At 35.0% G+C, this 17,507-nt stretch carries 19 protein-coding genes; 10 read left to right on the forward strand and 9 right to left on the reverse strand.

The features are described 5' to 3' along the window. Window positions 1-295: 295 nt before the first annotated feature. On the reverse strand, window positions 296-580 hold the full coding sequence (locus tag ABS766_RS06470) for a hypothetical protein (protein ID WP_408084306.1): 285 nt from the start codon (window positions 578-580) through the stop codon (window positions 296-298). A 6-nt stretch (window positions 581-586) separates the two neighbouring features. Then, complete coding sequence (locus tag ABS766_RS06475) at window positions 587-844, reverse strand: DNA-binding protein (RefSeq protein ID WP_408084308.1); 258 nt, start codon at window positions 842-844, stop codon at window positions 587-589. Window positions 845-1,009: 165 nt separating this feature from the next. On the opposite strand from ABS766_RS06475, the gene ABS766_RS06480 reads away from it, so the two are divergent. After that, window positions 1,010-1,612 (forward strand): hypothetical protein, encoded by a 603-nt coding sequence (locus ABS766_RS06480; protein WP_408084309.1) that lies wholly within the window; start codon window positions 1,010-1,012, stop codon window positions 1,610-1,612. A gap of 7 nt (window positions 1,613-1,619) precedes the next feature. Here the strand turns inward: ABS766_RS06480 and ABS766_RS06485 are convergent, their stop codons facing one another. Both ABS766_RS06485 and ABS766_RS06490 read right to left on the reverse strand, forming a co-directional pair. Next, window positions 1,620-1,991 (reverse strand): hypothetical protein, encoded by a 372-nt coding sequence (locus ABS766_RS06485; RefSeq protein WP_408084310.1) that lies wholly within the window; start codon window positions 1,989-1,991, stop codon window positions 1,620-1,622. After that, complete coding sequence (locus tag ABS766_RS06490; RefSeq protein WP_408084311.1) at window positions 1,978-3,663, reverse strand: hypothetical protein; 1,686 nt, start codon at window positions 3,661-3,663, stop codon at window positions 1,978-1,980. Before ABS766_RS06490 ends, ABS766_RS06485 begins: the two co-directional genes overlap by 14 nt. Window positions 3,664-3,835: 172 nt before the next feature. Here ABS766_RS06490 and ABS766_RS06495 point away from each other — a divergent pair, with 172 nt between their 5' ends. Next, a complete protein-coding gene (locus ABS766_RS06495) occupies window positions 3,836-4,240 on the forward strand; it encodes a helix-turn-helix domain-containing protein (RefSeq protein WP_408084312.1) in 405 nt (134 codons plus the stop codon). A 43-nt stretch (window positions 4,241-4,283) separates the two neighbouring features. Beyond that, on the forward strand, window positions 4,284-5,327 hold the full coding sequence (locus tag ABS766_RS06500; protein ID WP_408084313.1) for a hypothetical protein: 1,044 nt from the start codon (window positions 4,284-4,286) through the stop codon (window positions 5,325-5,327). A 19-nt stretch (window positions 5,328-5,346) separates the two neighbouring features. On the opposite strand, the gene ABS766_RS06505 is transcribed toward ABS766_RS06500, so the two are convergent. Continuing rightward, complete coding sequence (locus ABS766_RS06505; RefSeq protein ID WP_408084315.1) at window positions 5,347-6,042, reverse strand: hypothetical protein; 696 nt, start codon at window positions 6,040-6,042, stop codon at window positions 5,347-5,349. Between the two features lie 466 nt (window positions 6,043-6,508). Between ABS766_RS06505 and ABS766_RS06510 the strand changes: the two genes are divergently transcribed. Continuing rightward, window positions 6,509-7,579 (forward strand): DUF932 domain-containing protein, encoded by a 1,071-nt coding sequence (locus ABS766_RS06510; RefSeq protein WP_408084316.1) that lies wholly within the window; start codon window positions 6,509-6,511, stop codon window positions 7,577-7,579. Window positions 7,580-8,035: 456 nt separating this feature from the next. Continuing rightward, on the forward strand, window positions 8,036-8,287 hold the full coding sequence (locus ABS766_RS06515) for a hypothetical protein (protein WP_408084317.1): 252 nt from the start codon (window positions 8,036-8,038) through the stop codon (window positions 8,285-8,287). Between the two features lie 27 nt (window positions 8,288-8,314). On the opposite strand, the gene ABS766_RS06520 is transcribed toward ABS766_RS06515, so the two are convergent. Genes ABS766_RS06520 through ABS766_RS06535 form a run of 4 tightly spaced genes read right to left on the reverse strand, consistent with a single transcriptional unit; the run spans window position 8,315 to window position 14,041 of the window. Further along, window positions 8,315-9,070, reverse strand: coding sequence for an HNH endonuclease (locus ABS766_RS06520; RefSeq protein ID WP_408084318.1), 756 nt, complete (start codon window positions 9,068-9,070; stop codon window positions 8,315-8,317). Beyond that, window positions 9,070-10,704 (reverse strand): hypothetical protein, encoded by a 1,635-nt coding sequence (locus ABS766_RS06525; protein WP_408084319.1) that lies wholly within the window; start codon window positions 10,702-10,704, stop codon window positions 9,070-9,072. The genes ABS766_RS06520 and ABS766_RS06525 overlap by 1 nt, the downstream gene beginning before the upstream one ends. A gap of 3 nt (window positions 10,705-10,707) precedes the next feature. Further along, window positions 10,708-12,816 (reverse strand): ATP-binding protein, encoded by a 2,109-nt coding sequence (locus tag ABS766_RS06530; RefSeq protein WP_408084320.1) that lies wholly within the window; start codon window positions 12,814-12,816, stop codon window positions 10,708-10,710. Continuing rightward, window positions 12,809-14,041 (reverse strand): DNA cytosine methyltransferase, encoded by a 1,233-nt coding sequence (locus tag ABS766_RS06535; RefSeq protein ID WP_408084321.1) that lies wholly within the window; start codon window positions 14,039-14,041, stop codon window positions 12,809-12,811. Before ABS766_RS06535 ends, ABS766_RS06530 begins: the two co-directional genes overlap by 8 nt. An 89-nt stretch (window positions 14,042-14,130) precedes the next feature. Between ABS766_RS06535 and ABS766_RS06540 the strand changes: the two genes are divergently transcribed. The 5 genes from ABS766_RS06540 to ABS766_RS06560 all read left to right on the forward strand — a co-directional run bounded on the left by ABS766_RS06540 (window position 14,131) and on the right by ABS766_RS06560 (window position 17,300). Further along, window positions 14,131-14,547: a very short patch repair endonuclease gene (locus ABS766_RS06540; protein WP_408084322.1), complete on the forward strand. Its 417-nt coding sequence runs from the start codon at window positions 14,131-14,133 to the stop codon at window positions 14,545-14,547. A 584-nt stretch (window positions 14,548-15,131) separates the two neighbouring features. Beyond that, on the forward strand, window positions 15,132-15,302 hold the full coding sequence (locus tag ABS766_RS06545) for a hypothetical protein (RefSeq protein ID WP_408084323.1): 171 nt from the start codon (window positions 15,132-15,134) through the stop codon (window positions 15,300-15,302). Between the two features lie 48 nt (window positions 15,303-15,350). After that, complete coding sequence (locus tag ABS766_RS06550; protein WP_408084324.1) at window positions 15,351-16,424, forward strand: site-specific integrase; 1,074 nt, start codon at window positions 15,351-15,353, stop codon at window positions 16,422-16,424. Between the two features lie 221 nt (window positions 16,425-16,645). Then, window positions 16,646-16,963, forward strand: a complete 318-nt coding sequence (locus tag ABS766_RS06555; RefSeq protein ID WP_408084325.1) for a type II toxin-antitoxin system HigB family toxin — start codon at window positions 16,646-16,648, stop codon at window positions 16,961-16,963. Then, a complete protein-coding gene (locus ABS766_RS06560) occupies window positions 16,941-17,300 on the forward strand; it encodes a helix-turn-helix domain-containing protein (RefSeq protein ID WP_408084326.1) in 360 nt (119 codons plus the stop codon). The genes ABS766_RS06555 and ABS766_RS06560 overlap by 23 nt, the downstream gene beginning before the upstream one ends. The last annotated feature ends 207 nt before the right edge of the window (window positions 17,301-17,507 follow it).

A 17,507-nucleotide genomic window follows, 5' to 3' on the forward strand; every position in this document is an offset into this window, starting at 1 on the left:
TATAATTACCTGATTTTGAATGATGTAAATTTACGTAATTAAGTATGTATAACGTTATTTCATTCACGACTAAATGCACAAATTACCACATTCTAAGAACTTAAAAATCTGACTTCGAATAAATATATTCAATTAGCCTAATCGAGAAATTCATTATTCACATTATGATAGTAGTGCAAAAGAGTATGTTCATGAACGGTAGCGCACACAAAGCATGCTCATAATTTGATTTGGTTTGCAAATGATGTACGTTCCTAATAATATGATTGTTTAGTACTACGGAAAGCCGGTTGAATTAAGGTATCATGATTTCCACTTCACTTTTGTACCCAGGATGATATGATGGAGTGTATTTAATAATCCCTAATTCTTGAAGTTCTTTTAAATACTTATGGTAAGAAGGAAGTGTTTTGATATGTGAAAGTGCCATTAGTTTTCTCCTACTCACATTAATGGTTTTGGATTGTTTTTGTCTTGCAGCTAAAGTTAAGATAGCTGTTAGGAGCGCAAAATGCCAGACGTTGAGCCTGGCATCATTTTCCAATTTGGAAAGATGGTTATGAATGGACTTTGTTTTCATAATCCATCAGTTTTCCGTAAATAATTTTTCTAAATCTGCCCTGTTGTAGTAGTAGGAGCCTAAAACCTTTTTAAAGCGTACCTGCCCGGTCACCCTCAAGTTTTGTAAAGAACCTGCCGACATCGTCAGCATTTTTTTGGCAGCGCGGCTTTTAAGCCATTCTACTTGGTCATCTTTTTTAATCTCGGGTTTTAATTTACGAATCTCGTCAATAATCATAAGGCTATACTGCCTTAAATCGTCTTTAGTTACATGCTCGCTCATAATTCACCTTCATTTGTAATTCGACATTTTCTAAGAATGTTGCCTTTCAGCAACACGTAGCAAATAAAATTACGATACAGGTTCGGATTTATCATAGTCAAAATTTACCCATAAAACGCTTCTACTTTCAATGTATTAGATTTTAGTATTTTTAAGAAAAAAAACATGATAGAACATACACCATCACCAAAGCATATATTGGTAGACCTGCTTGCTATTCAATGCCAGTTAAAGACATTGTTTCCTGAATCAGAATACGAGGCTATAGTCGCCTTCCTTACCGCAAAAGATTATTACAACGACTATGAACTGGCTTACCCCACACTAAAAGAAGTCGAAGTAGGAACCGGATTAAAGACAGCATCATTGCGGAAGTTTCTACTTGAAATGTATGATAAAATATTTAACCCTGAAGCAAATCTCAGGCTTGACTTTGGCAAAACAGAGATTACTTTCTATCTGAATAACTATAAGATTTACGGACAGTTTGTTGTCAATGATATAAAGCATCTGCCCCGGGTTGGTGAAAAGGTAGAATTGCCATTTGTGAATGCCAAGGTTAACTCCAAGCATTTCTATGTTGAAAAGGTGGATCATACTTTTGAAAACAATACTCAAAAGATTCTCTTATGGCTTAAGAACGGCTTCTATAACTCATATTGGGAATTTAGAAAAGATGAAGCACTGCTTAAAGGGGAGATTAGCTTAAATGATGAATATGCACTATATGATTTTCAACTTAAAGAGAAGCTTGGATTACCTACTTAAAGCGTTACTATCTTGAATTTAAATTATCCGTATCTTCAGGCTCATTTTCTTTAAGCTTTAAATGCAGTTGATGGCATTTATCCAATATCTGAAATTCTTCCATCGGCATTAGATCAAGAGCAATTTTAAGGACGTCGGCAATCGTAAGTGCCGAAGCCATTTTCCTGTCATTGCCGCTTTCTTCCATGACATACAAGGCAGTCATACATACTTGAATGATGTCCATAACGGCTAGATTAAGATTGCTGTAGCTGCTAAAGAACAGTTTGGCTGTATACATATCCTCTCGGTCATTGTAGGGCTTCAACATATTGAACTGGGTTGCCTTCTCTAATGTTTGCGCCAGGTCTGAAAGCGCTTTTAATTTATCTGTTTCCATCTTTATTGTTTTTTAGTTTTTCAATCTGTTCATTTGCCAATTTTAAAGCAGACTCGTAAAATCCTCTACATAAAGTTTCCAACCTGTTGCTGTCACTTATGCTGTATTGCTTTACATCTTTGTATCGCGCCATATCCGGATTAGCCGCTAATAACACATATAGCGAACTATCTTCTTTTCTTTTAAAATCATCTGCAAAGTCTTTTTCAAAGACGTATTCTAAAAGCGAAAGCAAATGCCCGATATTGATGCGGTTAGGGCGGTAACTCAGGTATAACTCAATAAGCCCTAATGATAAGTTTACCGCAACCTGATGCAGCAGGGAATTTTTCACTAATGCCTCATCATCCTGTGACAGGATCGCGGCAGAAGCAAGGAAAGAGTCTGCGGCAAGCTGCCTGTCATACCAGTAACAAACAGATTCCTGAACGTCCCTTGTAATAGTCCTTTCTTCAATTTCAAGGCTGCTGCCAATTTGAAGCCCGTTACTAATAAGTTTATTTAGGAACCATCTGTCATTATCCCTTTTCTTTCTTAGCGACTGCTTCCGGTGTAGCAGGATCGTCACTTTGTATTTACCATTGAGAAGGTCACGTACTTTGGCTTCAATAGCTGAGGCGGCATTATCTTTATGTTCCAACGAAAACACCACGATATAAAAATGAAAGCTTGGATCTCTGTAATACTTTTCAGCTCGTTTCGGGCTATCGTAAAGGCGATAGCCAAAACAGAAAGCGGAACGGGTATGGATATAACCGTAGATGATATCGCTGATTTGTAATAGTGCTGCCTCTATCTTATAATTACCGCTCAATTTATCCTGTAATATTCGCAATCCTATAAAGGGTGTTGCTACCGTACTGGAAAGGTGAGAAGCATAATTTTTAAGTTTCTGCTTTAATTGTTTTCCGAAAAATGAGCTAAGTGTTTCTACCGTTTCAAATGCTTTGTCAACATTTTGTTTTTCTACCATTCCTAATTCTTTAAAATAAACTGAATAGTAAGCCGCATCAAGTGTTTCTATAATTTTCAGTCCTTCTTCCGTATTATAATCTAGGATTTCCTTTAGTTGCGGGGCGAAATTAATAACCCATTGATATTGCTCGTAAAGGCTGTTACTCCCTATAAATGAATCGCCGTACAGTTCTGAAACAGACATCAGTAAATAACGTAAAGCCTGGTGCAGGCAAAAGGTGGCCTCTAAAGTCCTTTCCGAACGGTTAAGGTCTTTGTAGTTTTTCAGGCAGGCATCGGTAGCCCACATCATTTCCCTGAAACGGAACTCAATTCTTTTTACAAAGAGCTTGGTGTTTATTTGAGATGGATAGAATACCTTGACTTCAGGCTGCGCGTAAACCAGCTTACCCACGTAGCAATGTTCAATGAACAGAGGCAGCCCTTTTTCAAAAGCATGCTTTGCCCAGTCGGCACTGAAGAATTTAAAAATAAAATCAGGGTGTGATTCCACGACTTTGCTGTTCTGGAATTCCTCCAATTCCTGATAATATCCATCGGAAAGAATCGTACAAATAAAGATTTTGCCTTGTTCATTTTCTCCAATCAGGGAGACATATACTGCGTCTGCATGTAAAAAGCCTACTACGCTTCTCACAGCCTCTTCCAAACGCTTTGTGTCGGAATAGCTTTGCGGAATTTTAATTGAATAGTCCATTTTATCTTACTTTTACTGTGGTACATCATTAAAAAATTTTATTTTTGCTAATACACAGCAAGTAAAGAAGTTATGGTAAAGTACCGAACCACAGCAGGTTGTAGTTTACCAGTAACTGCTTGTATTTTACCAACTAATAAAAACCTTACAGGATTTTCAATACCTTTGAGTTATGAGCACAGCAACAAAAAACCATATAGGAAGAAAGATTAGCCGCATCCGTGAATTGCGTGATATGAAGCAGGAAACACTTGCTGCTGCTTTAGGCATTAGCCAACAGGCAGTTTCTAATATTGAGAATAGTGAAACAGTTGAGGATGCTAAATTGGAAGAAATAGCCAAAGCATTAGGGGTTACTGCTGAAGGTATAAAACAGTTTTCAGAAGAAGCTGTTTTTAATATTATATCTAATACTTACCATAATACGAGTAGCGACACATCAACTTTGATTGCAAGTTCATTGAACTATCAGCCAACGTTTAACACCGTTGAAAAAATTGTTGAGCTTTATGAAAGGCTATTGCAAGCGGAGAAAGACAAAGTTGTTTATTTGGAGAAGTTGTTAGATAAAAAGTAATTTTGTTATAATTCTCATATACTATATGCCTACGCTAAGTTCTATGAACATACTTCCACCTAAGTCATGGGAAGAATTTGAAGAAATGACTTTAGATGCGTGTAAAATTCGATGGCAAAACCCCGATCTTCAAAGAAATGGTAGGCAAGGACAAACTCAAAATGGTGTAGACATTTTAGGTTCAAATCATCTGTTTGATTTAGTAGGAGTACAATGCAAAAATTACAAAGACAAATTAAATATAAGTCTTATAAAAACCGAAATAATTAAAGCTGAATCTTTCCTTCCAAAGCTAAAGATGTATTATTTTGCTTGTACAGATCGCACAGATTCATTGCTACAGAAGGAAGTAAGAGTTCTATCTCAGGAAAGAACAAGTCAAAATAAATTTCCAGTGATGATACTTTTTTGGGATGATATTGTTCAGGATTTAGTCCAAGACGTACCCATTTTTAAAAAGCATTATCCACAGATAAGTATAAGTATAGATGCCGATTTAAAAGTTAAAGACTTAAATTTATACTGTATTTTAGATTTAATTTATTTCACTTCTAATCTTGATTTCTACAATCAATTAATTTTTGGCGAAATAGGAGCTTTGGTGTCTGAAGATCCTTTACAAATAAAGTCGGTATTATTTTCAATCAAGTATTCTGCGAGTAAGATTTTGCAGCCAACTGATTATGACAAAGTTGCTAAACTTATAAATGAATATATAGAATATCTCTTTCCAAAAACGAATAGAAATGATGACTTTCTATGGTCTAAAGCTAACAGCATTTCAAGTGAATTTGTAAGTATTATATTAGGAGTCCAGTATCAATTAGCTAAAAGAGAATTGGCAATATACAACGTTGGAAAAATATTAAGTAAATGGAATATTTGGGAATCCAACAGCAATGAAGAATTGTGGGCTGATGATAATTGGGAGAGTTTAATAAAGTTTATAGCGATCATAGAATTATCCGAAATATCAAATCTAGTTGAGGGTCTAAGGAAGCAATATGAAAAAGGTGATCATTGGATAAGGTTAGATTTTCCTCACAAAGTTTATAATCATATAAGATTATCATTAATGTACAAATAGTACACTACAACAAAAATAATTATAAGTATTTCATCTCATTAATAGTTACATCCAACAAGGGTTGTAAATTACCATCTAAAATATCTTTATATGTAATTGATTGCGAGTTAAAAGTATCTATGGCAATACAATACTGTTCCGAAATTTGAAAATTCTGTGAATAATTTTTCAATAGAAATCTGTATAATGCCTCGCAAAAAATCCCTAATTCAGATTTTTTAAAACCATTGACCTGAGGAACCAGCCAAAGAGCACCTATTACCTTTTTGTCTTTCATATCAAATGAAAATACTATGGTAGGCTTGATATAGAGCGGAAAACCGTCAACCATTAAAATTTTATGTTCTGTTTGAACTCCTTGACGAGTAAACTTCTCCGGCCTTAAATTATATAAGTCAAACTCTTTAAAATTAAGTAATATATCTCTGTTTCTCTTATACATTGATAGTGTTGTACTTTTTAAATCTGGATTAAGCATTTTCGTTTCAAGCTCCGATATCTTAGGATCATAAAACTCGTCACTTTTATTTTTAAAAACATTGTAGATGCAGCTTGTGCTAAATACCCAATAATCTCTTGGTTCATCATCATCATCCTCGGATTCAGTTTTTTCCTTCGGCACTCTTGTCATAAGTTTAGAAATAAAATTTCGTTTTGATTTCTCAGTTGTTTTGCGTCGAAAATCGACCACTTCATTAATTTTAATTTTCTCCATATTTATTAAAGTTAATGGTTTTGTTTTTAGAGTGTTATACTCAAAATTAAGAAAAAAAAATTTATGTAAACAAAATCTTCCGGAGCACCGTAAGGATTTGTTTTCTATATTATTTCAAGAGCATGCTCCTTCAGGCATGCACTTTTTGTCATTTCTAAATCCTATAGATTCTATTATTTTTTGCTGATTGTTTTCCACCTGCGAAAACGTCAAAAAAGGCAGCTAATTTATTGCGGGCGCAGCTCACGATGGTAAACCAAAAGACTACGGCATAATGGCTCGTGCCTCGCCACCCTGTCGGGACTTATTCCGTTTCCTTTTGGTTTCCCGCTGCTCCCGCACGGTTTATCTGCTTTCTTTTTTTCCGTTTTTTCTTTGTGGAAAACTAATGTCTTTTATTGAGGCTGACGGCTTAAAAGAAAAGTGATGAATTCGTATTACTTAATTTTTTTAAATCTTAGAAATCATGGGACACAATCTGAATTTCAACGAAAGCACAGGCCGTTATTCTTTCTTTAGCGTAAAGGAAAAAGCGTGGCACAATTTAGGTCAGGTAGTAACCGACTACCCAACAAGCGTCGAAGCAATCACACATGCGGGACTGGATTATGAAGTGGTAAAATCTCCGCTATTCACTAACAGTATCGAAACGGTACAGGCTGGTACAGATTTAACTACCGGCGAGCCTCTAACAGTACCAAATTATTTTGCCAATGTGCGAAGCGACAATAACACAGTTTTAGGAGTAGTGGGCAAAGATTACCACATCGTGCAGAACCGTGATGCATTTGCTTTCTTTGATGCTATCGTAGGAGGTGAGGATGGAACCCTATACGAGACAGCAGGGGCTTTAGGAAATGGCGAACGCATTTTTATAACTGCTAAACTACCTGATTATATCCGCGTGGGCAATGGCGATGACGTAACCGAAAAATATATTTTCCTGACCACCTCGCACGATGGCAGCGGAAGCATAACAGCAGCCTTTACACCCGTGCGCATTGTCTGCCGAAATACTTTAAACGCAGCACTTAAAAATATGACCAACGTAGTACGCATTAAACACACTTCAGGAGCGAAACAACGTTTGGAAAATGCGCACAAAGTAATGGGAATGGCAAATACCCTGAGCAGCCAGTTAGAGAACATTTTTAACGAGTGGGCAACAGTAAGGGTTAAAGATGATGAAGTAAAGAAATTGATACAGTTGGCGCTATGCCCGAATAAAGAAACCTATGACCTTTTAAAGAAGGGAGCAGAAGACGAATTATCGACCGCATTCAAGAACATGGTGGAAGATGCTTTTGCCTATGCCATGGGAAATGATACCCAACAAATGGATACCACAAAAGGCACTTTGTTTGGGGCTTACAATGCCGTGACAGGCTACTATCAAAACGTACGGAACTATAAAGATGAAGAAGCCAAATTGCAATCTATTGTTATGGGGGGAACAGCACAGACCAGAGCGCAAAAAGCTTTTGAATTGTGCAGTGGTTTTGCCAAGAATGACAGCGGGATATTCCTCTTAAACTGATACAGGATTATACCAATTTTAAGCGGGGCAGGTACTTTAACCTGCCCTTATACCTTTTTGAAGGCAACAGCTTCGCCGGAGACTGCTTGCACCTTTTTAAGGCAATTTGTATGTCCTGGAAAACATTGAATTTCTGGGGAGATTGCCTCCTTTGGCGCAATCGGCAAGATGAACGGTTGTATCACAACCGGATCTTGCCGCCCATCCCTCGGAACTCGGGGGCGGAGGATTGCTGCTACGCTCTAACTATTGAATCGATGAAAAATACTGAGACTATAACATCAATCGTGAGACAAATATTTATATAATTTTTTGACCGCAAAGGTGATACTTTATCTTTTGATTGGTAAAGTATAAACCTAAATGTATTGTCGGAAATTTAACTTACCGACGTTATGTTATAATTAAAATAAATCACTAATTTTAAATCTCTTTAGCTATTAAATTTATAAGGTTATGATTGCGACAATAAATAATATCCAGGACGTAGAAACATTTTTTAAAGATTTATATAATGAAGGTGTGAGCGCACATCCAGATGACGATTTTAATGATTATATTAACTACGAAACAAATGAAGCGACCTATACAGTTGAAGAAGCGATAGTAAGAAATGAACTAATGAATAGATCTTTTATTGTTTGTGAAAATGCTAGTATTGATATCTATGAATTGATGGCTCAAATCTATTTAATTGACCTTAAATAATAAGTTTTTAAGTTTATTTCACTTACTCTATTTTTTGAAAACTTTTGAATTATGATACTCTAAAAATTCTTTGTTGGGAAGAAACTTCTGAGGAAGAAAAATTTTTGATTTATTGTATTTACTAAAAAAAAGATTATTTTCTTTTTCAAGATTTAAAGTGTCTGAGATTTTAACTGTGTAATCTGGTGTTATAGTTAACAAACCGCTATCGAAAGCTTTATCAAATAGCGCATTTAAGCATAATCCATTTGTTGGATTAAGACGATTTTCCTTGTCGGCAGCCCAAGGCTTGATATGACTAGCAATCAATAATTCAGTTGAATTTATGCCAGTTATACAGCATTTATAATTAAATGAAGCTAAAATTGTTTTTCTAAAAAAAGCTTGGTTAACTCTTAATCTTACAATTGTTTCTCGGTCAATACCTAATGGCAAATCATCAATATAAACTTCAGCAGAACTTTCTATAGATTCGCTTTTATATCGAGCAAGAATCTGCTCACTTTTCCACCCTAATTCTTCCCAATTATTATTAAATTCGTTCCAAACTTTTTCTTCGCCTTTTGCTCCTCGGGTTAATCCAGATACATTTCTTGCTCGTTGCGCTGGATCAAGACGTGCAAAGTTAGCTAGTTTCATGGCTACAGAACCGTTACTTCGCCCTATTAACTTAGCAAGTTCTATAACAGGCTTATAAGTTGCATTTATTTTTGTAAACGGGATTTTACAATAGAGATTGAATGCAACCACATGTTCTTCATATGTCCAGTCATTTTTAGCCATTATTCTATATATGCTATGCCAATTCTACTAATATGGCTTGATAATCTTGATAAAATGTCAGCAAATAATTCACTTCTAACTCTAAATAATGGAGGTTGAATTAAGTCCTTATTTTTTTGAATTTCAACCGATTTTAACAATCTAAAATCAAACATGGCTTTGTAGCATACACCACTTATCCGCAATATCGGTATCTGAGTATAAAAAGAGTCTGAACTTTGTAAATCAACAAATAAATTTTCTGGAATAAGTACCCCTGGCAGAAGTCTTGACTTTCTCCACTTATCCTGGACGTAATCACATAATGGTGTCACTTCTAACTCAATAAAAAGAATTTTGTTGAGTTCACTAGTGGAAATTTGATTCTGTCCTGCTGCTGTCTTCTTAAATACTGCCGATTTTTCATTATCAAAATAATTTTTTAATAAATTTCTTCTTCTTTTCCAGTGAATCCCAGTTCTAATAAATACATTACCTGGTTGAATTGTATTTACTGGAGCTATATCTACTAACAATCTTGTATTAATATCAGGAGTTATCGAAAGATATTCACTTACCAAATTTTTAATATTCGCATTATTAGCTGGGCTACCTCCCCATCCAGTTAATGACATAATATTTTTCACTTCCTTAGGATTGCCTTGAGGCATTTTGTTCCCATTAATTAGCAACGAATATTTATCCGCATATGGTCTTAATTTTATTTTATATTCAACACTGTTAAATTCTTTAGAATAAAATATGTTATTCTTTTCAATTTTAATAGTTCCAGATATATTAGATGTGTTAGCAACCTTATTTTCTAATGCGTCGAGAAATGAACTGTTCATTGTTTTCAAAGCATTATTTAATAACTCATCTTCGCTTACTTTATTTATAGTTTTACCCAATTGAGCCTTAGACATCCTGTAAATGCTATACTTCAAGTTACTTTCCCAGTATTTATCATTGATGTGGAGTGAGGAATAATCTTTCACAATTTCTCCCGATGCTTTATTAATTAAATTTTCCCACAATGTAAATAAGTGAAATGCATTTGCTTTCTTAAGATTGTCGTTTAATGCGGCCGTAATTAAGGATAATGCATTATCAATGGCAATTTTTTTTGTATGAGATTTCAAGGTGTTTTCTATCACACCTTTAATCGCATCTAAGTCATCATTTGCGAATCTGGCACTAAGAGAATTGTCGATTTCTTCAAAAATATCTTCTTTCAAATCACTGTCATACTCGGTGCTAAAAAAAGAGCTTTTCTCGAGCCTAAGAACTATTATTGGTCTTCTGGAGAAATTTTGTGCATTAACACTTTGTTCTATTGTATCTGCATGCATAGTTTCGACGGTACTCCATAAGACCAATATGTAAGGCCCATTATCTATAGGAATGACATTCTCCAGAATCCGAAGAATATTTTGAGCATAAGAGTGAGGATCACTAGGGCCAAATAGCTGTATATCTACAAAAGCCAATCTGATTTTTTGGAGTGGTTGTAATGGTAGTTCAGTATCTTTACCGGAGTAATATGTAGTAGCAATTCCTTTTTTTGAAAGTAGTTTAATAAGTGGTATCGCCTCGCTGATTTTATCGTCTATAACAATAACAGAACCGTCTGAAGGTAATTGAAAATCAGCCATATTTTATCTTTTAAAAGCGAGTAATAATTTTGCACCTTTTTTGAACTCATTTGGAAGATCATAATCTCCTTCTTCAGGAAAAATTAATTCTCCTTTTTGACTATTCATAACCTCATATGCTAAATGTAATCCCAATCCCATTCCTCCGGGCTTATCAGATACAAAAGGCTTTACTGCATCATCTGTTGAGATTGTAAATCCAGGTCCATTATCTGCTATCAGTATTGAAATGTAACCTTGGGGTTCTTCTATTAGATCTATATAAAGCTTTTTCTTTTTTACATTAGCATAGTTTTGCCACCAAATAGAATTATCAGTCAGATTAATTAGAGTACTAACTACAAGGTTATGAGAACATCTTACCATCGTATTTAAATTTACTCTTTTTTTATATTGGCGTATGACTTCTAATTCATGCACTTTAAGTCTAAATTGGATATTAGATAAAGACTGATCAATTATTTCCAGAAGATCCTCTCGCGATTTGCCGCTTTGTTTTATTACACCAGCATAATCACTAACAGTTCTTTGTAATGTTTTTACCAGTGATCTAACTTGATCATCCACAGATTTACTTTCAACGGCGGCAACCAGTTCAGCAATCATATGGATTACTTCATGAATAACTATTCCCAGACTTAATCCTGCACTTGAGCTTCGTGTATATATATCACTAATTGTTTTATAATCCTCTTCAATATCTTTAATCGATTTCAGCAAATCTTTTTGGAAATCTCCAGGAGGTATTTGCGATATTATTTTTTCTTGTAAAACACCTAAATTACCAATAACCGGTTGACTTGCAGAAGTAGGGCTATAAAGCTTTCTGATTTTTTCTTTATCCTTATTTCGCTCTGTTAATACTTTATCTATTGTGAATCTAATGGCAGATAAAAATTTGAAATAACTTTCGTTTTCTACGAAGCCTTCCCTATTAGTTTTCTCATCTAAACCACTGCTACTAGTTCTACTTAGATCAATTGCTCCAATCACGATATTGTTGCTAATGGTTTTTCCGGGCTGATTCACCCTCATCATATCAAGATTCAGCCAGTCATTTCCAGGTTCTCCGTAATCGTACACCCTGATTCCATTTCTGAAAACTCTAACTCCGCCATTTGTATTTAAATAATTAGTAAACCCCTTTTTGTCAGTAACGCCGAGTGAAAGTATTTTGGATTCTCGGTCAAATATTAATAATTTAAATCTAACTCTACCAATTTTATAACCTGTAAGATCTAAATCTTGCCAAGCTTTCTTTTTGGAAACTTCATCAATTACTTGCTCTACCATTCTTATGTTATGATATGTTTCGACCCTTTCCTCCAACTTTGACATTGTGTCCCAAGGACGAAATTCATATTTTAAAGTAGAAATTTGATTACCATCTATTACGGCTTCTGCATAATATAATGCATACTCCTTGATTTCTTTAAATGACATTAATCCGCTTAGCCAGTCCTGTTTATCAATTGAGAAAAAGACTTTAAATGAATCTAATGTCTCAAATGGTGAACTTAACGAATTTACAGCTCTGTAAAGCTCTCTAATTGTACCTCTAGACCATTTGTTTTTAAGTTCTTTAATTGATATTCTTGTACCCCTTTTCCCATTCTTAAAATACTCAGGTGTATCCCTCTCATACAGGTCAACTTTTATATTTTCTAACAAATCATCTTTTTCGAAATCACGCCAATTAATTCTTAGAAAGACTTCTTTTTTATTCTCCATTTTGGATATCATTTCTATTTGATACCCTAGTTTATGTACACCAAATCTACCAATTCCTTTCTCACCTATGGGGGCTCTGTCAACTTTAGCGCTCGGATTATCTTTGATTGATTTAATAATTTTAAGTTTATGATCACTCCCCGGCTGCATCCAAACATTAGTAATAATGTCCTTGCTCATTCCGATTCCGTCATCTTCAATTGTGATTTCTCCAGATTTCTCATCGACATCCTTCATGGTAACTCGAACTTGAGACGCATATGCATCATATGAGTTCTTAATTAGTTCCATAAAAGCAATACTTTCATTACGTATTAGTTGATCTCCGAGCTGAAGAAGCAGTCGAGCACGCGGTTGAAAATTTAACTTAATACTACTCATTTAGTAAAATATCTTTTATTTGTTTAGCAATAGATTCAGCCATAAGGGGTGGTACAGCATTACCAATCTGCCTAAATGCTGATGATCTGGGTTGATTTTCTTTAACTCCTTCGAAATAAAAATTATCTGGGAACGATTGAATCCTAGCAGCTTCCCTTACTGATATTGATCTTAACTGGTTAATGTCAGGATGAATAAAATGATGACCATCTTTGGCAATATGAGCGATCATAGTGTGAGGTTCAGTATCAACAACTTTAAACCGATCTAAAAAATCAGTTACATTTTTCTGAGTACGTTCTTCTTCTGGAATTTGATTATTTTTTAGTCTATTGCCTGTTTCTAGTTCCGCTATGGCTCTTGCGTAAATTTTAAGATCATTTGCATTGTGCGGTCTTGTAATATGCTGTGTTACAAAATCGACTCCATTACGAATACCAGTTAGTTTTAGATACTCATTAATTTTTCCAGCATATTCTTGCACCATTCTCTTTTCATCAGTTCCAATAATGGGGAGATCAGAAAAGATATCGTCACGAAAATATTTCTTTGGTATTTCTTTAAAAACTGGATATGATAAGGGCATTTCTTTTTTCCATCCTATTATAATTACTCTTTTCCTATTTTGAACCACTCCAAAATCATATGAATTAAGGAGCTTTGCTTCAACCTCATAACCCAAACCTTTATAATACAATTTCAGGTTTTTATAATAAATACCTTTAGCAGCTGATAAGATTCCGGGAACGTTCTCAAAGACAAACATTTTAGGCTGATATTTCTTTAGAAACTTTCCATAATGTATGTAGAGTTTTGTCCTTTCGTCATTTTTTTTATGCTTGAGAGGAGCACGTCCCACCACTGAATAAGCTTGACATGGAGGTCCACCAATTATTAAATCTACTTTCTTTTCTCCCAAAATAGAGTCGATAGACTTAAATATTTTTTTATTTTCTTTTCCGATTTCAGCATTTATAACCGAATTTAAAAGCTTTTCTGGTATATGTGCATACAAATCAGTCCTAGAGATTTCACCCTTTAGATAGGAATTATATATATTGCTTCTTTGCTCACTAATTAGGTGATGATATGCCACACGTGTTTTTAGAGTAAAACAGGCCGCTTTATCTAATTCAACATGAGCAGTTGGAACAAATCCTTGATTTATAAATCCTTCGGACAGTCCCCCGGCACCGGAAAATAAATCTATATATGTTAAAGCCATGAATATTTTATCAATTTACACGAAAATATGACAAAAAAACTTATATTAACATTTTTGGCAAGGTTAAATTACTAATTAATTTTCTAATTATGGACGTTCACACTACTGAACAGCGTTCGAAGAATATGGCTGCAATTAAAGCGACAGGAACAAAACCTGAAATTTTTTTGGCCAAAAAGCTTTGGGCGCTAGGGTATAGGTATAGAAAAAATAATAAAACTGTTTTTGGCAAGCCTGATTTTACATTTAAAAAATATAAAATTGCAATTTTCATCGATTCGGAATTTTTTCATGGAAAGAATTTTTATACCAAAAAGAAGCCGGCAACTAATACTGAATTTTGGGAAAGGAAAATTTTAGGCAACATTGAGCGTGATAGAAAAGTAAATGAATTTTTAATAAATGACGGATGGGTCGTATTACGTTTTTGGGCAAAAGATGTGTATAATAGAACAATGGAAATTTTATCAGAAATAGAAACTTGTTTTAAAGACAAACTATCGTAAGATGAAAGTCAAATCGCTTATTTTAAATTGGTTAAAGAAATGGAAATGTCGACACTTTGACGTTGCAGGAAAGACTAGGAATTTTGGTGTTTGAGCTGCCGGGGAATTAATTGTACTATGACCGTCTAATACTCAACGTCTAGATTAATTCCTGGTTTATTTTTCATAAATAAGTTTAATTACGTCAACTAATTGAAAAGTTTGATTAGCGCAAAATTTTATAACTAATCGCCGTAAATAAGGTTAACCGAAATTTAAGATTCGTTTTAAATCCACTTTAAAATGGTTCGAAAATTGTCCCGTAAGGACCACCACAATTCGGCTTTATATCATTATAAAGTACATTAAAACAATGAAAACCTGCAAGTTACGGCTTTGCAGGTTTTTTATTTTTATCCCTGCACTATCAAAATTTTCAAAAATACACAAAGTTTTTGTGGCAAATCTGTGGCAATTTCAAATTCAAAAAAAAATTGCCACAAAAACAGGTTTAAGTTTTTGATTATCAACCGGTAAAGCTGCTTAACGACTTGATTTGAAAGCACTATAATTCGACATTTATTAATTTTTAAAACGTTGAATTTATGTTAGAGAACAGTTTCGGAATTACCTTCTTCTTGAAGAGTTCCACAAAAGGCACAAAAGAAAGGTATGTTTACCTGAGAATTACAGTAGATGGTGTACCCAAAGAAACATCTACCAAACGCAAATGGGAAGTTAACCGCTGGAGCCAAAGAACAGAACGCGCTACCTGAAGCAGAGAGGATGCGAAAGTATTAAACTTTTTCCTCGATACACTGCATATGAAAATCCAGCAGTTTAAAAGTGAGCTCATGTTAGCCGGGCATGCAATTACAACTCAAAAGATCATGGACTTTGTAATGGGCAAGAATGTTTCAAAGGCGAAGGTTGTCCAGGAGTTTCAAAAACACAATGATGAGTTATTAGCTTTAGTCGAAAAGGGCGAATATGCTATCGGTACGCACGTGCGTTTTGAAATAGCCAAGAAGCATGTCAAAGATTACCTGCATTACAAATACAATCTGGAAGATATGGATTTCCATGAACTCAATTTTGAGTTCATAAAGGATTATGAGTTCTACCTAAAGACGGTGAAGAACATCAGCCATAACACGGCGGTAAAGTACATCACTAACTTTAAGAAAATTGTGCTGCTTGCCATTGATAAGGAAATCATAACCGCAGACCCCTTCAAGCGGTTTAAGGCAAAAAAAATCAAGGTTCCTAAAAAGCCACTCAGCGCCTATGAACTTGCCCAGCTGGAAAACCACACCTTTTCTACCCCACGCCTCGCTACCGTACGGGATATATTCGTATTCCAGTGCTATACCGGGCTGGCCTACATAGATGCTTTTAACCTGAAGAATTCGGATATCAAATTTGGGATTGACGGCGAGATGTGGATTATTACCGAACGCCAGAAAACCGGTGGCAATATCAATATTCCACTATTGCCGAAAGCCAAAGCGATTATGGAACGCTACAAAAACCATAAGCTTTGTTTGGAGCGCAATTCCGTACTTCCTGTTACTTCCAATCAAAAGATGAATGCCTATCTCAAGGAAATAGCTGACCTATGCGGCATCGAAAGCACCTTAAATACCCACAAGGCCAGGCGAACATTTGGAAGCACTGTAACACTCAATAATGACGTTCCTATCCATGTGGTGAAGGAACTTTTAGGGCACCAATCTGTAAAGCAAACAGAGGAGTATACCATAACCGAACAACAATCGGTCGGCAGAGAAATGAAACAGCTGCAATTAAGGTTAAACCAAAAAACAGAAATTCCCGATGACCCAATGACTGCTAATGTATTAAAGATGCAGGAAGAAATTATTTCGCTGAGGAAATAATTAGGAATGAAAAATGAAACTAAACCTGAAATCAAAAGTGTACTTAGGATATGTAAATAGGCTTTTTACAATTGTTGCCGCAGTGCGGCAACAATTGTAAACATCACTTAGTCAATACTTTGAATTGTCCCATCAGTGATGAAACAATTACAAAAAACCGAGACTTAAAATTAAATCAAAAAGCAATGTAACCAAATTGGTAACATTTTAATATATTTGCAGTGAGAATAATTGCTGTAAAAACATTAAAAGAATTCTGGGAGCTTTTTCCGGATTCCGAAAGGCCACTGCAATATTGGCATAAGGATGTGACGGCTGCTGATTGGAATAACCCAAACGAACTAAAAGGCCAGTTCGGCAATGCGTCAATACTCACAAACAAACGGGTTGTTTTTAATATACACGGCAACACCTATCGCCTGATTGTAGATATTGAATACCATTTGAAGATAGTATTTGTAGTTTGGTTAGGAACACACAAAGAATACGATAAGATTAACGCAAAAGAGATTAGCTATGTTAAGACTGATAAAAAATGATGCGCAACATGAAGACACCCTTGCGCGTATATACGAACTGATGCAACTTGATTTGCAACCGGATACTGAGGAATCCGATGAACTGGAAATTCTTTCGATGCTGGTTAAAAAATATGAAGATGAACATTATCCCGTTCCCGAGCCCAACCCTATAGAAGCCATAAAATATAGGATGGAGCAATTGAATATTTCTGATGCTGAGCTTTCTGAAATCTTAGGAGCACGTTCACGCAAATCTGAAATCCTATCCGGTAAAAGAAAGCTTAGTCTTTCCATGATACGTGCCTTAAAAGAGAGACTGAATATATCTGCTGATATACTCATACAACTTTACTAAAAACAACAAGTATCTGTATGATTAAATTATATGGGGCTGTCTCAAAAGGGACAGCTCCTTTTTTTTATAATCAATTCTGATTTCTCTTTATTTACTGATTTATATGTATTGCTTCCGACTTTAATTCTATTTAAGGCGTATATCTTTCAAAAAGACAAAATTATCCCTGTTATGATGTCCTAAGAGCGCATTTTTTCAGGTTATGTG

This window comes from Flavobacterium rhizosphaerae, from assembly GCF_046000445.1.
Classification (GTDB): Bacteria; Bacteroidota; Bacteroidia; order Flavobacteriales; family Flavobacteriaceae; genus Flavobacterium; species Flavobacterium rhizosphaerae.

Coding starts and splice junctions, on each gene's coding strand:
- ABS766_RS06470 (WP_408084306.1), bottom strand. CDS start 580: ATGAAAACAAAGTCCATTCATAACCATCTTTCCAAATTGGAAAATGAT.
- ABS766_RS06475 (WP_408084308.1), bottom strand. CDS start 844: ATGAGCGAGCATGTAACTAAAGACGATTTAAGGCAGTATAGCCTTATG.
- ABS766_RS06480 (WP_408084309.1), top strand. CDS start 1,010: ATGATAGAACATACACCATCACCAAAGCATATATTGGTAGACCTGCTT.
- ABS766_RS06485 (WP_408084310.1), bottom strand. CDS start 1,991: ATGGAAACAGATAAATTAAAAGCGCTTTCAGACCTGGCGCAAACATTA.
- ABS766_RS06490 (WP_408084311.1), bottom strand. CDS start 3,663: ATGGACTATTCAATTAAAATTCCGCAAAGCTATTCCGACACAAAGCGT.
- ABS766_RS06495 (WP_408084312.1), top strand. CDS start 3,836: ATGAGCACAGCAACAAAAAACCATATAGGAAGAAAGATTAGCCGCATC.
- ABS766_RS06500 (WP_408084313.1), top strand. CDS start 4,284: ATGAACATACTTCCACCTAAGTCATGGGAAGAATTTGAAGAAATGACT.
- ABS766_RS06505 (WP_408084315.1), bottom strand. CDS start 6,042: ATGGAGAAAATTAAAATTAATGAAGTGGTCGATTTTCGACGCAAAACA.
- ABS766_RS06510 (WP_408084316.1), top strand. CDS start 6,509: ATGGGACACAATCTGAATTTCAACGAAAGCACAGGCCGTTATTCTTTC.
- ABS766_RS06515 (WP_408084317.1), top strand. CDS start 8,036: ATGATTGCGACAATAAATAATATCCAGGACGTAGAAACATTTTTTAAA.
- ABS766_RS06520 (WP_408084318.1), bottom strand. CDS start 9,070: ATGGCTAAAAATGACTGGACATATGAAGAACATGTGGTTGCATTCAAT.
- ABS766_RS06525 (WP_408084319.1), bottom strand. CDS start 10,704: ATGGCTGATTTTCAATTACCTTCAGACGGTTCTGTTATTGTTATAGAC.
- ABS766_RS06530 (WP_408084320.1), bottom strand. CDS start 12,816: ATGAGTAGTATTAAGTTAAATTTTCAACCGCGTGCTCGACTGCTTCTT.
- ABS766_RS06535 (WP_408084321.1), bottom strand. CDS start 14,041: ATGGCTTTAACATATATAGATTTATTTTCCGGTGCCGGGGGACTGTCC.
- ABS766_RS06540 (WP_408084322.1), top strand. CDS start 14,131: ATGGACGTTCACACTACTGAACAGCGTTCGAAGAATATGGCTGCAATT.
- ABS766_RS06545 (WP_408084323.1), top strand. CDS start 15,132: ATGTTAGAGAACAGTTTCGGAATTACCTTCTTCTTGAAGAGTTCCACA.
- ABS766_RS06550 (WP_408084324.1), top strand. CDS start 15,351: ATGAAAATCCAGCAGTTTAAAAGTGAGCTCATGTTAGCCGGGCATGCA.
- ABS766_RS06560 (WP_408084326.1), top strand. CDS start 16,941: ATGTTAAGACTGATAAAAAATGATGCGCAACATGAAGACACCCTTGCG.